Source organism: Psychrobacter sp. T6-6 (assembly GCF_052258185.1).
Taxonomy (GTDB): domain Bacteria; phylum Pseudomonadota; class Gammaproteobacteria; order Pseudomonadales; family Moraxellaceae; genus Psychrobacter.
Map to the genome: position 1 here is coordinate 353,351 of NZ_JBQQEX010000002.1, position 15,541 is coordinate 368,891.

10 protein-coding genes are annotated in these 15,541 nt (G+C 44.6%); 5 read left to right on the forward strand and 5 right to left on the reverse strand.

Features of this window, described 5'->3' with window-relative positions:
• Nucleotides 1-18: 18 nt before the first annotated feature.
• From ACTXGL_RS04710 to pgsA, 4 genes are all read left to right on the forward strand, one after another.
• Nucleotides 19-1,251, forward strand: coding sequence for an ABC transporter substrate-binding protein (locus ACTXGL_RS04710; protein ID WP_443525228.1), 1,233 nt, complete (start codon nucleotides 19-21; stop codon nucleotides 1,249-1,251).
• Nucleotides 1,252-1,676: 425 nt separating this feature from the next.
• Complete coding sequence (gene acs, locus ACTXGL_RS04715) at nucleotides 1,677-3,638, forward strand: acetate--CoA ligase (RefSeq protein WP_443525229.1); 1,962 nt, start codon at nucleotides 1,677-1,679, stop codon at nucleotides 3,636-3,638.
• Nucleotides 3,639-3,904: 266 nt separating this feature from the next.
• Nucleotides 3,905-5,122: an NAD(P)/FAD-dependent oxidoreductase gene (locus tag ACTXGL_RS04720; protein WP_443525231.1), complete on the forward strand. Its 1,218-nt coding sequence runs from the start codon at nucleotides 3,905-3,907 to the stop codon at nucleotides 5,120-5,122.
• 698 nt (nucleotides 5,123-5,820) lie between these two features.
• Nucleotides 5,821-6,501, forward strand: coding sequence for a CDP-diacylglycerol--glycerol-3-phosphate 3-phosphatidyltransferase (pgsA, locus tag ACTXGL_RS04725; RefSeq protein WP_443525233.1), 681 nt, complete (start codon nucleotides 5,821-5,823; stop codon nucleotides 6,499-6,501).
• Between the two features lie 84 nt (nucleotides 6,502-6,585).
• Here pgsA and ACTXGL_RS04730 read toward each other — a convergent pair whose 3' ends face one another.
• Both ACTXGL_RS04730 and ACTXGL_RS04735 read right to left on the reverse strand, forming a co-directional pair.
• Nucleotides 6,586-7,080: a pyridoxamine 5'-phosphate oxidase family protein gene (locus tag ACTXGL_RS04730; protein WP_443525235.1), complete on the reverse strand. Its 495-nt coding sequence runs from the start codon at nucleotides 7,078-7,080 to the stop codon at nucleotides 6,586-6,588.
• A 404-nt stretch (nucleotides 7,081-7,484) separates the two neighbouring features.
• Nucleotides 7,485-7,979 (reverse strand): pyridoxamine 5'-phosphate oxidase family protein, encoded by a 495-nt coding sequence (locus ACTXGL_RS04735; RefSeq protein WP_319051217.1) that lies wholly within the window; start codon nucleotides 7,977-7,979, stop codon nucleotides 7,485-7,487.
• Between the two features lie 386 nt (nucleotides 7,980-8,365).
• On the opposite strand from ACTXGL_RS04735, the gene purL reads away from it, so the two are divergent.
• Nucleotides 8,366-12,364 carry a phosphoribosylformylglycinamidine synthase gene (purL, locus tag ACTXGL_RS04740; protein WP_443525237.1) on the forward strand — a complete coding sequence of 1,333 codons (3,999 nt, stop codon included), beginning with the start codon at nucleotides 8,366-8,368 and terminating at the stop codon, nucleotides 12,362-12,364.
• A 204-nt stretch (nucleotides 12,365-12,568) separates the two neighbouring features.
• Here purL and ACTXGL_RS04745 read toward each other — a convergent pair whose 3' ends face one another.
• From ACTXGL_RS04745 to tdh, 3 genes are all read right to left on the reverse strand, one after another.
• Entirely contained in the window at nucleotides 12,569-13,480 is a 912-nt protein-coding gene (locus ACTXGL_RS04745; RefSeq protein ID WP_443525238.1) for a hypothetical protein, read from the reverse strand.
• A complete protein-coding gene (locus ACTXGL_RS04750) occupies nucleotides 13,473-14,042 on the reverse strand; it encodes a DUF6932 family protein (protein WP_372887599.1) in 570 nt (189 codons plus the stop codon). Before ACTXGL_RS04750 ends, ACTXGL_RS04745 begins: the two co-directional genes overlap by 8 nt.
• Nucleotides 14,043-14,470: 428 nt before the next feature.
• A complete protein-coding gene (gene tdh, locus ACTXGL_RS04755) occupies nucleotides 14,471-15,496 on the reverse strand; it encodes an L-threonine 3-dehydrogenase (protein WP_443525240.1) in 1,026 nt (341 codons plus the stop codon).
• Between the last annotated feature and the right edge of the window lie 45 nt (nucleotides 15,497-15,541).

Here is a 15,541-nt window from a genome sequence, read left to right on the forward strand (position 1 = left end):
GTCGCAAGGAGATAGGCAATGAGATGGACATTCAAAACGACGCTACTGGCATTGACAGTTGGGACGATAGGTTTGGTTGGGTGTAATAATCCAGAAACCACGTCAGCAACTGGCACTGATGCTGAAGCGACAGCTTCTACGAGTGATATACCAGTACAAGGCGTCACCGATACCGAAATTGTCTTGGGCGGTGCAAATGATTTATCAGGTCCGTTTGCAGGTTTTGGTAATCCTGCGGTCACTGCGGCCAATATGTATTTTGACGAAGTAAATGCTGCAGGCGGTGTCAATGGTCGAAAGATTCGCTACATTGTCGAAGACCATTCTTATCAAGTGCCAAAAGCAGTACAGGCCGCCAACAAATTAGTGAGCCGCGATAAAGTCTTTGCGATGTTGATGTCGTTAGGTACACCGCATAACTTAGCCAGCTTCCCTATCATGGATCGTGCCAATGTCCCTAGCGTTATGCCGATCACGTTTGCAACCCCTATGCAAGAAGAGGGCGCGCTAAATCGTCGTTATACGATCGGCAGTACTTATTACGATTCAATGAAACTTGGGATGGAGTATCTGATCGCTGAAAACGATGTGAAAAACCTATGTGTCATGTATATTCCATCAGATTATGGAGAGGAGACCAATGCAGCGGCAAAGGACATCAGTGATAATAATCCTAATGTTACTTTGGTTGCTTCTAGCTCACATCGCCCAGATGAGACAGACTTCTCAGGGGCGATTGCCAAACTAAAAGAATCCAATTGTGATTTGATTGCGTTATCTCTCACTATCCGAGGCGCTATCACGGCTGTCGGTACGGCAAACGCCATGGGCTGGAGCGATGTGAAGTTTATCGCACCTGCAACAGGATTCCATCCGGCAGTTGCTGCAGCGCCAGGCGGTGCAAGTGAAGGGCTGTATGCGGTCTCTTACTATAATGACTTGGCATTAAGAGCCAATGAGCCTGAAACCAAAGCGTTCGTTGATAAGTTCAAAAAAGCCACTGGTGAAGACGTATCAGCAGGCGCGATTATTGGTCATGTTGCTGCAAGAATCACCGTTGACGGACTAAAAGCTGCAGGTCCTGACTTGAATGCCGATACATTCAATGCCGGTCTAGAGACGGTTAGTTTTGTTGATGGCGTGACAGGATCTACGGTCGCCATCACACCTGAGAGCCATGTTGCGATTAATGATGTTTACCTATCACAAGTGAACAGTGGCGCATGGAAAACCGTTACTCAGCTCAAATAAGTACGTACGCTACATAGTTGAATATCGATAACAGCAAGCCATACTTATGTATGGCTTGTGTCGTTTACAACTTTAGATTTTACCCTTTGTCTTAATGGTTTCTTATAGTCTTATAAGTCCAAAGGTTTTGCTCAATATCAGCTCAATATCAAAATAGATCATCACTTATAGGCAATCAAAAGCAATTAAAGGAACAAGAGGAGGGAACAAGGTAAGCATTTACAAAGACGAGACTATCGGTCTGAAAGTACACAGTTGTACAGCGAAATTGTTATGATTGGCGGTTGAAGCCTTGCAACCGTCACGCTTATTTGTCAAACTATCGCTGAGTGTCACACATTATGGAAGATGGCTCTTATCACCTGTATAGACAGTCGTCATAGACGATTATCTGTGTAGGTCATAACAATTAAAAGGACAAAACTATGACCCAGAAATCATTCCCTATCACAGCCGAGTTCATGGCTGCAGCCAATACCACACCTGAGCAGTACAACAAAGATTATGCACAATCCATCGAATCAACCGAAACCAGTGATGCTTTTTGGGCACAGCGTGCTGAGCTGATTGACTGGATAAAGAAACCAACAAAAATCAGCAACGTCAACTATGACCTAGACGATTTCAATATCAAATGGTTCGAAGATGGTGAGCTGAATATCTCAGTAAACTGCCTCGATCGCCATCTTGAAAACAATCCCTATAAGCCTGCTATTATTTGGGAAGGGGATCACCCTTCATTGCACAAGATTATTTCTTTTAAAGAATTACATGAGGCAGTCTGTCGTCTAGGAAACTCGCTACGTAAGCTTGGCGTTGGGAAAGGTGATCGTGTCACGTTATATATGCCAATGATACCAGAAGCTATGGTTTCGATGCTGGCATGTGCACGTATTGGTGCGGTACATTCAGTGGTGTTTGGTGGTTTTTCTGCCGAGAGTCTAGGCAATCGTTTGATAGACAGCCGCTCAAAAGTCGTTATCACCGCTGATGAAGGCTTGCGCGGTGGCAAACATACACTGCTCAAAGCCAATGTCGATCAGGCGTTAGAAATGGATGGGACTGACAGTGTCGAAAAAGTCATCGTCGTCCACCGTACAGGTAATTCTATCCCAATGAGTGGTCGCCGCGATGTCTGGTATCACAATCTCGTTGATGGGCAGTCAGAGATCTGTGAGCCTGAAGTGATGAATGCCGAAGATCCATTATTCTTATTGTATACCTCTGGCTCAACGGGTAAACCCAAAGGTGTGGTGCATACAACAGGGGGTTATATTACTTATGCGTTGTCTACCTTCCGTGATGTCTTCGATGTCAAAGAAGATGACGTGTATTGGTGTACCGCAGATGTCGGCTGGATTACTGGTCACACGTACTCCACGTATGCACCGCTCGCTAATGGCACAACCACGGTTATGTTTGAAGGGGTACCAGAGCATCCAACCTGGGCACGTATCGGACACATCATCGACAAGCATGACATTACTATTTTATATACTGCGCCAACTGCTATCCGAGCGATGATGAAAGAAGGCGACGCCTTTGTACGTGAGTCAGATCGTTCAAGCTTACGCCTGCTAGGTTCGGTCGGTGAGCCGATTAACCCAGAAGCATGGGACTGGTACTATAATGTTGTTGGTGATAGTAAATGTCCAATCGTCGATACATGGTGGCAGACCGAGACAGGCGGTATCCTAATGGCGCCAATACCAGGCACAGTTGATTTAAAGCCAGGTGCTGCAATGACGCCGCTATATGGTGTTAAGCCACAAGTCGTCAATGCTGACGGCGCAATAATGGAAGGCGCGGCAGAAGGCAATTTGGTTATCAGCAGTGGTTGGCCAGGACAGATGCGTACGATCTACAATGACCATCCGCGCTTCTTAAAGACATACTTTAGTGATTATCCGGGTCATTACTTTACAGGTGATGGTGCCCAGCGTGATGAAGATGGGCATTATTGGATTACGGGCCGTGTCGATGACGTCCTCAACGTTGCTGGGCATCGCTTGGGTACAGCAGAGATTGAGAGCGCGTTGGTTGCTCATCCGGCTACTGCCGAAGCCGCAATTGTCGGTATGCCGCATGAGATACGCGGAACAGGTATCTGTGCCTTCATTATTTTAAAATCAGGTGAAGAAGCAACAGATGATCTAAAAGCGGAGCTCAAACGTCATGTACGTGCTGAGATCGGGCCTATTGCGACTTTAGATGCCATCTATATGGTTGAGGCACTACCAAAAACCCGCTCAGGAAAGATCATGCGCCGTATCTTGCGTAAACTGGCAGAAGGGCAGTATGTTGGACTGGGTGACTTATCTACGCTGGCAGACAGCTCAGTGATCAATGATCTGGTCGAACAGGTCAAAGCTGGTCGCGGAGAGTAGAGTCGTTGATGGGTTAGTTTTTGCCAGAGAAAGACGTGCAAAACTAACCTGTAGTGCTCGCTTATACATCTTAAAAAAAATCCAAAAAAGCCATGCTATCGCAAATAGCGTGGCTTTTTTACGTAGACGATATTGATATTGAGGTGTTTTGAAGGTTCAATACGTCTAAGCGACAATATCATGACTACACATATGCATACGACAATGTGATTCACAGAGTGGCTATGATGGCGACTCATAAAGACTCTATAAGGTTTACGGCCATTATGACGGAATATGCTTCGATCTCAACGGATACCCTATCATCAAAAATAGCGATCATTGGCGGTGGTCTGACAGGGCTGCTCACCGCGACACTACTAGAACGCGCATCAAGCCAGAACGATAATCAAGCAATCACACCTCACATCACTATCTTTGAAAAGTCACGTAGTGTGGGACGCCTAGCAACGCGTTATCGTACTGACAGTGATACAGGCAAAAACTGGCAGTGGGCATTTGGTGCGCAGTTCTTTACAGCAAAGACCAAGAGCTTCCAAGCGTTTGTCGCTCCTTGGTTAGATACGCGGCTGTTACAGCCATGGTGTGCCAAAGTGGCTGAGCTAACGCCAGCATCTGAATCACAGCACAACAACGCTCAATCGCCTGATATCAAAAGCAAAGAACAATGGGATACCGTCCATGCACGCTATATCAGCACACCAAAGATGACCAGCTGGGGACGTGAATTAGCGGCTGCGCTCAAACACACAGACATAGTATTCAAAACTCGTGTGGCACCACTTGTTCAGTTTACCCAAAGCCCGACTCAGCATCAAAACGAAAAGCATCAAAACGAAAAGCATCAAAACGAAAAGCAAACTGAGCTCTTTGATGAGACTGGGGCTAGTCTTGGCTGGTTTGATTGGGTGATCTGTACTGCACCGAATGGTCAGGCAGTAGAGCTTATGGCGGAGAGTGGGTTTAGTCAGCAAGACAACATCACTCAGCCACAGATGCAGGCGTGCTACACGCTGATGCTCGGTTGGGATGACTCCCAGCCGTTGCCTGGAACACTAAACAACCAGATGGCACCACAATGGGATGTTGCTTATGTAAATAGCACTGTACTCGATAGAATATTTATCGAACATCATAAGCCTGGACATGATGGACTGCTACCAAGTATCACGATTCATGCACGCAATGACTGGTCGCAGATACATGTCGATGATGATATCGAGGCGGTCAAAGAGCAATTATTACAGGCAGCCAAGCAGGCATTGGGCTGGGATGAGAATAGCGCCCCTAGCCAGACAGATTGTCATCGCTGGCGCTATGCAGCAACTATAGTAGATACGGATACGAAAGCATTAGGCATCCTAGTAGATGAGTCCAAACAATGGATAGTCAGCGGTGACTGGTGTACAAAAGGGAACATCGAGAGCTGCTACCAAGCAGCACTACAAACCGCTCAGACCATTGGGCAAGCGCAACAAGCGTAGTAGATATTAATTTTTTTGAATTATAGACATATCAAACCAAGCAGTAACCAGATCAGTCACTCATTCAATCTGAGTTAGATAAAGACAGTGCAAGCGAGAAGTTCAGAGACAAAAAAAGGCCCACAGAGGAGATACTGCGGGCTGAGGAAAACGGGCTGTGTAGGTAGGTAAGCTACATATTCCGTGGTCGTGATTTATTGTAGTTATTAGTTCTCTATATTGTCATTTATCACAGTCATAATGACCCATATAAAAAGTCAAGATAGACTCATTTTTGAGTGTACAAGTGTTTTATTGCAGTTGCTATCATAACCTAATTGATTATGGTTGGGCGGTTTTGGTTACAGTATATTACGTTTTAAAAACCTCAAACCATATATCTGAAGATAACCTCTGACTGCTAGAACAGTCGCACACGTTTTAAGTAGTTAGCATTTGAGCCATTGTCGTTTAAAGGGTTTCTAAACGGTAAGTGATTAAATAAATGATAAGGTCTCTACGGTTGGGGTTAAGAGTCAGTGATCAAAGCGTTCAATGCTTTTAACGTTCAATACTTTCAATAGGTTAGGTAACTAGGGTCCCAAATATCTGATCTAGATAGCTGTGATCACTCAATCGCTGAAGAGATGGCATGACGTCTTGTCCGAAAAATGCTAAGCTATCTGCCATTATTATGTCTATATTGAACTGGGTTTGCCATGACTGAGAGCACGCATTTGCACACGCAGGAGCCGTCAAGTTCGCAAAATACTAAGAGTATTTTTAACTTGCCCAACAATCTGACGATTGCTCGTATCTTGATGATTCCGCTGTTTGTTGCAATTGCCTACTGGCCACCTGCTATGGGTATCGGCATGCCGGCAATCTCAGACAATGTTATTGCTCGAGTAGGGATGAGCGAGTTTAGCGATAGTTTGCTGCGCCACTTACTTTTGACCGGTGTCTTTATTATTGCGGCGATTACTGATTGGCTCGATGGCTATTTTGCTCGTAAACTAAACGTCATGTCAGCATTTGGGCGTTTTTTGGACCCTGTGGCTGATAAGCTCATGGTAGCGGTCGCATTGATTGTGCTTGTACAGTGGCACCCTAATATCATCATGGCTATCGCCGCTATCGTCATTATCTCACGTGAGATCGCGGTATCTGCGCTACGTGAGTGGATGGCAGAGCTCGGCAAAAGCACCAGCGTTGCGGTGTCTTACGTTGGCAAGCTAAAGACGACCTTTCAGATGGTTGCCATTACGGTGCTGTTGTTAAATTGGGAGTCGCTTGAGACGATTGGTTATGTTTTGATGGTGGCCGCTGTGATATTGACATTATGGTCAATGATGATTTATCTAAAAGCAGCGTGGCCTTATTTAAAACAAAGCGGCTAGTATTGAGAGCCGTCACTGATAAAAAACGCCAGTCGCTACTGCCACTGGCGTTTTTTTGTGTTCACGTTTTTGATGTCCAGCATACTATAGTTCTATTGAGAAGTTCTCACCCAAGCTTTTCTCAATAGCGGTATCTGTCACCGCTGCAGCTGTCATCTTCACAGCACTAGCGATGGCATTACCATTTGCCCAGTATTCAGCGCCGTGAGGGATGACTTTGATCAGCTGTACTGTTGGGTCCTCTTTACCTTTCTCAAAGTAAGCATTATAAGTCACTGACCACAGCTCATCTAACTTGTCTTTGTCATCTACCAGTTCAGCTTTACCCGTGATAGACAGGTATTTTTTATTGTCTTGACTGACATAGGCCAGATTAACTTGTGCATCATTGTTGATGTTATCAACGGTCTCAGACGGGTTATGAGCGATGAACCAAATCTCTTTGGCACCAATACTGGTTTCAGTAGTATTCATCGGGCAAGAGTGGAGATGGTTTTCACTAGTGCGAGTAGTCATCATCGTGTATTTAATGTCTTTTACCATGGCTTGTAGGGTGTCTAGCTGTTCTTGCTTATTCATAATAATTATCCTTTACTATTTGATTTTTATAATGAAATGAGGGCGCGGGATAAAAGCTATCTGATAAAAAATGATCTTTACATCGCTGGATAGGTACTGTCATTACAATTTGATCAATACCTGTTAGTACTTGTAGATAGTGTAGTAGATCAGCGACTGCGACAACTATCATCAATGCAACCACAGTTAATATAACGATATCGTCCAGTTCAGCGATACAGGCAATCTGTAATACTCTGTGATGGTTTGTAAGGGCTGACAATCGTGCAGCGATTGATCTGACTACTGCTACAGTACCTACTAAAAAACGCCAATAAGCAGATGCTTACTGACGTTTTAGATTATTAAATATCCGATTATCAAATAATCGTCTTATCTAATACTTATGATTCAATACTTATAGATTATAGCGATACTTCGAACTGTTCGCCGATGTCTTCAGCTGTTTTGCCATCTTGTAATGCTGCTGCTGCCATCTTGAACATATTAATAGTAGAACTACCGCCTAACCAGCACTCAACACCATGTGGTACGACTTTGATTAGCTGTACGTTTGGATCTTCTTTACCATGTTCAAAAAATGCATTGTAAACTGGTGACCACAATTCTTCTAACTTATTTTTGTCCGTTGGCAGTTCTGCATTGGCACTCACAGAGACATAGTCTTTCTCATCTTGAGAAGCATAAGACAGACCGACTTTTTCGTTATTCTGGATGTCTTTTACTATGTCTGACGTTTTATCACCGATGAACCAAATCTCTTTGCCACCGATGCTCGCTTCGCTAGTCGTCATTGGCCACGCGTGTACATCGCCTTTGCTATTAACAGTGCTCAGCATCGCAAACTTTACATCTTTAATGACGTTTTGGATTTTATCAATTTGGTCTTGCTTGCTCATAGGATATCCCTTTTACATTAAAATTATAGTGAAACGTTTTGGTTACACGTTTTAGTTTTTATCTGGGTGTAGAATACCGAGTTGTACCCATACATTTATATAGGTCCCCAGTAATGCGATGTGAGTGTTTGTAAGGAGTATGAGGGTTAAGTAAAAAGTGTGACGCTGTGTATTTTTCACTTTTGTTTGTCTCGTACAGCACTAGCAGGGTAATGGATAAACCGTGGCACAAGCTTATTATTCTGCAACTATTCGATAGCAGTAGCGCGCAACTTATCAGCAATTTATCTTGGTTTAGACCTGCTTATTATAGGTCTTCTTGTTATAATACCCAGACCATTTACTTAGCATGGCAGAGATGCCTTGATCTTACGGATTATGCCTTTATGATGACCATCGCCGGACAACCGTTTCTTACCGATTTTCAGACGCAGCAACTCATCAGTCAGTTCCAGCAAAAAACCGAGCTAAATGTCAGTCAAATAAATACTCAGCAAGTTTATGTGTTATCACGAGAGCTATCTGGTGAGGAGCACAAAAAAGCGCTAGATCTCCTGGCGGTTGACCCATCAAAAACGTTAGCGGCGCCGCAAGACAATCAATACCAAGTCATTGTTGGGCCACGTTTCGGCACCATCTCACCATGGGCAAGTAAAGCGACAGATATCTTTAATAACTGTGAAATCGAGATCAACCGCGTTGAGCGTGTCGTTGTTTATACACTAACAATCGATGGTGAAGTGGGCGAAAAACTACCAGTAGATGCCGAGCAGTTATTGTTTGATCGTATGACTCAGAGCCTAGTCTATGACTTGAGCGATGTGAGCAAATTGTTCGACGATCAAGCGCCCGCATCACTGAATCATATCGACGTGATCGGGCAAGGTCAGGCAGCGCTAGAGTCGGCCAATACCGAGTTTGGTTTTGCATTATCCAGTGAAGATATCGACTATCTGATGAATGCGTACGTCAATGAGTTGAAACGCAACCCAACTGACGTTGAGCTGATGATGTTTGCACAGGCGAACTCAGAGCATTGCCGTCATAAGATTTTCAATGCCCAGTGGACCGTCGATGGCGAGGTACAACCCAAATCACTGTTCCAAATGATTAAAAACACCTACCAGTCTAATCCGCAAGGCATCTTGTCTGCTTATAAAGACAACGCTGCGGTGATGGCAGGCGCTAATGGTATGCGTTTTTATCCGATTCCGACCGACGCTATGGATGTAAATTCTGCTCATCCTTATGATTTCCATCAAGAAGAAATCGATATCCTGATGAAAGTTGAGACGCACAACCACCCAACAGCGATTGCGCCATACTCTGGTGCAGCGACGGGTGCTGGCGGTGAGATTCGTGATGAAGGCGCAACAGGTCGTGGTGGCAAGCCAAAAGGTGGTCTAACTGGTTTTCACGTATCACATTTGCATATCCCAGAGCTCGCTGAGAAATGGGAGCAGTCAGGTCAACTGAGCACGCAAGCGTATGGCACGCCAGATCGTATGGCAACCAGCCTTGAGATTATGACCGAAGCGCCATTAGGTAGTGCCAACTTCTCGAATGAGTTTGGTCGTCCTAATCTGTGTGGTTATTTCCGTAGCTTTCAGCTAGATACGTCAGCGGCAAAAGACGGCAGCGAGATGCGTGGCTATCATAAGCCAATCATGCTGGCAGGTGGTTACGGCAATATCAAACGCAACCTCATTGAAAAAAACGCCATTCAACAAGGTGACTTACTCATCGTCCTTGGTGGTCCTGCGATGCAAATCGGTTTGGGCGGCGGTGCCGCATCGTCGGTCGATAGCGGTGACCTTGATGAAGGTTTGGATTTTGCTTCAGTCCAGCGTGACAACGCTGAGATGGAGCGTCGTTGCCAAGAAGTGATGGATCGCTGCTGGGCACTAGCGGGTAGTGATGTCGATGCGAGCAATAATGGCAAAGACGGTAACCCTATCGTGTCATTGCATGATGTGGGCGCGGGCGGTATCTCTAATGCGATGCCAGAGCTGGTCAATGACCATGAGATGGGCGCGGTACTTAACCTGCGTAACGTTCCATCGCTAGAAGCTGGCATGTCACCAATGGCCATCTGGTCAAACGAAGCGCAAGAGCGTTATGTCCTCGCGATTCGCCCAGATAGCGAAGCCCAGTTTGATGCGATCTGCGCGCGTGAGCGTTGCCCGTATGCTATTTTGGGTACAGCTACGGATGTGCGTCAATTGGTTGTTAATGATACATTGCTCGCTGAGCAGCCTGTCGATATGCCGATGCAAGTATTGCTCGGTGGCACGCCAAAGATGAAGCGTAGCTTTGAGCGTCAAGAGAATACACTACCAGCATTAGCGCTTGATGACGTTAATCTAGCCGAGTCAATTACCGATGTATTGCGTCACCCAACGGTCGCTAGTAAATCATTCTTGATTAGTATCGGTGACCGCTCTATCACGGGTATGGTCGTGCGTGATCAGTATGTGGGTCGCTATCAAGTGCCCGTGGCAGATTGCGCAGTGACGGCGTCAGGATTGATCGCGCTAGACGGTCAGGTGATGACTGGTGAAGCGATGAGTATCGGTGAGCGTACGCCTGTTGCACTTATCAGTCCAAAAGCCTCTGCGCGTCTGGCAGTGGGTGAAGCAATCACCAACATCGCTGGTGCGCGTATCGCTCAGTTGTCTGACATCACCATGTCAGCGAACTGGATGGCAGCGTGCGGTGATGATGCCGAAGACGCTGCATTGTTTGATGCGGTACATACCGTCGGTGAAGAGCTATGCCCAGCATTAGGTATCGCTATCCCCGTCGGTAAAGACTCGCTATCCATGCGTGCTAACTGGACTGATAACGAGAATGGTGACAATCAAGATAAATCAGTGGTCTCACCAATGAGCCTTGTGATTACCGCCTTTGCTCCTGTCGTTGATGTGGCAAAAACACTAACGCCTGAGCTGATCAATGGCGATAGCGCGTTCTACCGTATTGACTTGTCTAAAGGTAAACTGCGCCTCGGCGGTTCAATCCTTGCGCAAACGCTGAGCCAATTGGGTAACGACTGCCCAGATCTAGCGCAGCCAAGCGACTTGGTCGACTTCTTTAACTTTGTGCAAGCAGGTAACGCACAAGGCGTTATCAGCGCCTATCACGATATCGGTGATGGTGGTCTACTAGCAACTATCGCTGAGATGCAGTTTACCAGCCGTCAGGGTATCAAGCTGTCATTAGATGATGATAACTTACTCGGTCAGCTGTTCAGTGAAGAGCTGGGCGCGGTCATCCAAGTACTACCAGAAAACGTCGCGGCTCTAATGCAATTGGCAGAAGAGTTTAACGTTAGCGATATGCTCAGCCTTGTGGGTCAAAGCTCTGAAGAAGACAGCTTACTTATCCAAACACCAACGCTCATGGGTGATGACACGCTACGCTTTAGCCGTACTGAGTTACAGCAAGCGTGGACGCAGGTCAGCTATCAGATCGCGCGTCGCCGTGATAATCCAGCGTGCGTACAGCAAGAGTATGACTTGATTAGCGACGCGAGCCATAAAGGTCTAATCGCTGCGCCAAACTTTGATCTGAATCAAAAAGTTGAAGAGCCGTACTTGGCTAGCCGCGAAGAGAAGCCAAGAGTCGCCATCCTGCGCGAGCAAGGCGTCAACGGTCAGACAGAAATGGCAGCAGGCTTTACCCAAGCGGGCTTTGAAGCGGTCGATGTGCACATGAGTGATCTACTCAGTGGCCGTATCAATCTACGTGACTTCGACGGTCTGGTCGCCTGTGGTGGCTTTAGTTATGGTGACGTACTCGGCGCAGGCTCTGGCTGGGCGAACTCTATCTTGTTCCATGACGAGCTACGCATGCAGTTTGTACGCTTCTTTGCCCGTCCTGATACCTTTAGCTTAGGTGTCTGTAACGGTTGTCAGATGATGGCTCAGTTAAAAGACCTCATCCCAGGTGCAGAAAACTTCCCACGTTTCGTCGCAAATAAATCCGCTCGATTTGAAGCGCGTACCGTCAACGTAAAAGTTGAGCGTACCAAGTCGATCCTGTTCAAAGGTATGCAAGATAGCATCTTGCCAATCGCGGTGGCGCATGGTGAAGGTTATGCCACGCTAGACAACAACGAAATCGACGGTATGGCAAACCATGGTCAGCTCGCCATGCGTTATGTCGATAGCCAAGGTCATCCGACTGAGACGTATCCGCTCAATCCAAACGGTTCGCTCGGCGGTGTCACGGGTCTATGTAGCACCGACGGTCGCGTCACTATCATGATGCCGCATCCTGAGCGTAACCTAAAAGCGTATAACCACAGCTGGAAACCAGAAGCATGGGATGAGGACGGCGCGTGGATGCGTATGTTCCGTAACGCTCGCGCTTGGTTTAGATAGACTAAGTTGGTTTAGAGTATTATTGTAGATATAAAAAAGGTGGGCGTAATGCTCACCTTTTTTGTGTTTTGTGTTTGGCTTTTTAAAGTAGGAAAGCTATTTCCCGCCTTTCGCTTGTACCTGTTAATTTGGACCAAAACGCGCCTTTAGATAATTATTGATGACTAATGAAAGTTCTTTCTATTAGAATCTTGCAATAATCAGTCAATTAATTTTCTTTATATCTTGCAAAGTATATTTAGGTTTGGCTTGTCCATATTGTACAACCTTGAACTTAACTGTGACAGGTTTGTGCAAATACTCACGATTTATCACGTCTGGGTCTTCAAATGTGTGGTCAATCTTACCTTTGATCAAAGTTCTATCAGAATATTCTGTAAACTCGAAAGTTCTAGAATTAGGTAAAACTCCTTGAAATTCACCTTTGTACTCTTCGAAAATTTCACTAATATTTTCTTCTGAAAGTCGTAAAATGAGTTTTTCTAAAACATTTTGGGAATCAATGCGAGTTAATTTTTTATTGAATTCCATTGCAAACAAAGCTTCACTACGAAACATTAGTTCAAGAAAATCATGTACTTTACGAACAGCTCTTGGGTGTATCTCATTAATTACATCACTAATTTGCTCGTCTGTACCATCAATTCCATACTGTAGTAGCTTTTGTATATCATCTATGGCTGTTTCAGTTCCATTTCTTTCTGCTAGCAAGTCGTGATCAGGTTCTGGTAACTCTAATTCAAAACCAAATGAACCAGTTGCAGTACCTGTTATTAACAGTTGATGCTGATTTCTATTTGGTATGGGTCCTGAAAAACGTAAATTATTACTCAAACTAGCAACTACACTTGCAATCATATCGTTTAGACTATCGATAGCTTTACCAGAAAATTCAGCTGTAATACCGTGACTTTTATGAACTGGTTTACCCCTGAATGTAAAAATGGTCTTTTTCACTAACCTACGAGTATCGACTTTATTAATTGCGGTTTGAACACTTTTTAAACGTGACTCTAGGCTCATCCTATCGACAATAGCATAAGGTGGTGTTTCGTCTATTAGGCCTTCAAGTGTACTTCTTTCAGCAAGTAACTTGTTATAGTCATTTTCACGCATTGTTAGACTCTATATTTAATTCAGAAAGATACTTGAGAGCCTCAATATCCTCGCTAGGAGATAAAGGAATAACAAAAAAACCTTTCCAAATATTAGTATCTCTTTGATGAGACCACATACTGTACCAATAAGTACATCGTTTGATACTGGCTTCATTAAAGCCTAAGTCCATGTCAACCCAGTAAGAATCGACTTTGTATTGACTCTTAGCGATTGGATTGTCAACTAAATTATTATTCCTTTCAGCCCAATCGATATAATCGGGTATAGTTTTATATAAGTTGCTAAATGTCACAACATCAATATCGTTCGGAGCACGTTCAGCAATTGACTCTATGTTTTCAACAAAACTTCCATTTACCCATTGAAAACCTGCTTCAATACCAGATAAGTATATAGCTCTTCTATATGCTAAGAATCCAATAAGTATTTCAATTCGTTCAGTTGAGAATGCGAAATTCTGTACGAATTCATTGATGCTAATTGGATATGGAGAGCGTTTAGGGCTATGACCTTCTTCGCCGATAGCAATAGGTGGTATTACTCCTTGTATATTCCACATTCTATATCTCTTAAAAAGTTTTATGTGAGTAGCAAAGATCTTAAAAAAATTCAAAACAAACTGACTGTGAGTCTTAAGTACAAGCTAATTTAATATTTCAAGCTAAGCTTATCATATACAAATTCAGTCTAAAGCCAAGGTGCAGTACTTATCTAAATAATTATTTATAAGAGGCTTTGATGTCGTATAGGTTCTTAAAGCTGAGTCTTACCAGCTGAAACAGGTTTCGCTTCCTGTTCCTTTCCCTATGCTTACTTGGCTTTTTTGCCAAGTACTTTTGAAGCTTATCTTGGTTAGAATTACTCATGATTTACCTATCTGATCACTTTTCAATACCTGAAAAAAAACGGCACTGAAATCAGTGCCGTTTTATAAGTTGCCATGATATAAAAGCTAACCACGACTCCTCAAATACTAAATCGCCAAAATCAATCCCAGCTTAAAATTACCTTACCGCATTGTCCACTTTCCATGATATCAAAGCCTTCTTGAAAGTTGTCAATGTGCATGCGATGGGTAATGATAGGCGAGAGATCAATACCGCTAATCAGCATTTGCTCCATCTGATACCACGTCTCCCACATCTCACGACCATAAATACCTTTTAGGGTTAACGCTTTAAAAATAATCTTGCTCCAATCCACCGTGGTAGTGTTGGGCAAAATGCCCAAGAGCGCAATTTTAGAGCCGTTATACATATTACTAATCATCGAATCAAAGGCCTGAGGCGAGCCTGACATCTCAAGCCCAATATCGAAGCCGTGCATTTTTAACGTATCGATAGCGCCTTCGATGGTTTCACCTTTGGCTGGGTTGATGGTCATCGTCGCACCCATTTTTTTGGCAAGCTCTAGGCGATAATCACTAATATCACTGACCACGATATTACGTGCTCCGGCAAATCGGCAAATAGCTGTTGCCATTGATCCAATCAGCCCTGCACCCGTGACTAGCACATCTTCACCCAGTACAGGGAATGAAAGGGCAGTATGAGTAGCATTACCAAAGGGGTCCATAATGGCGGCCATCTCATCGCTGATACGCTCATCGAGTCTGATGACATTATCGGCAGGGATCACCAAATATTCGGCAAACGCGCCATCGCGATCGACGCCCACACCGATGGTGTTTTCGCATACATGTAGCTTACCACGGCGGCAGTTACGGCAATGCCCACAAGCGATATGCCCTTCGCCTGTAACGCGGTCGCCCACTGCAAAATGCTTGACACCATCGCCCATTTCACTAATGATACCGACGTATTCGTGCCCGATAATCATTGGCGTCTTTATGGTGTTTTGTGACCACTCATCCCACTTGTAAATGTGCAAATCTGTCCCACAGATAGCGGTTTTTTTAATTTTTATTTTGACGTCATTGATGCCGACCGTTGGTTCTGGCACGTCTTGCATCCAGATGCCTTTTTTGGCATGAGTTTTAACCAGTGCTTTCATAATTTCCTCTTATTTTAGCTATAAGTAGTGCCTACCTATGAATTA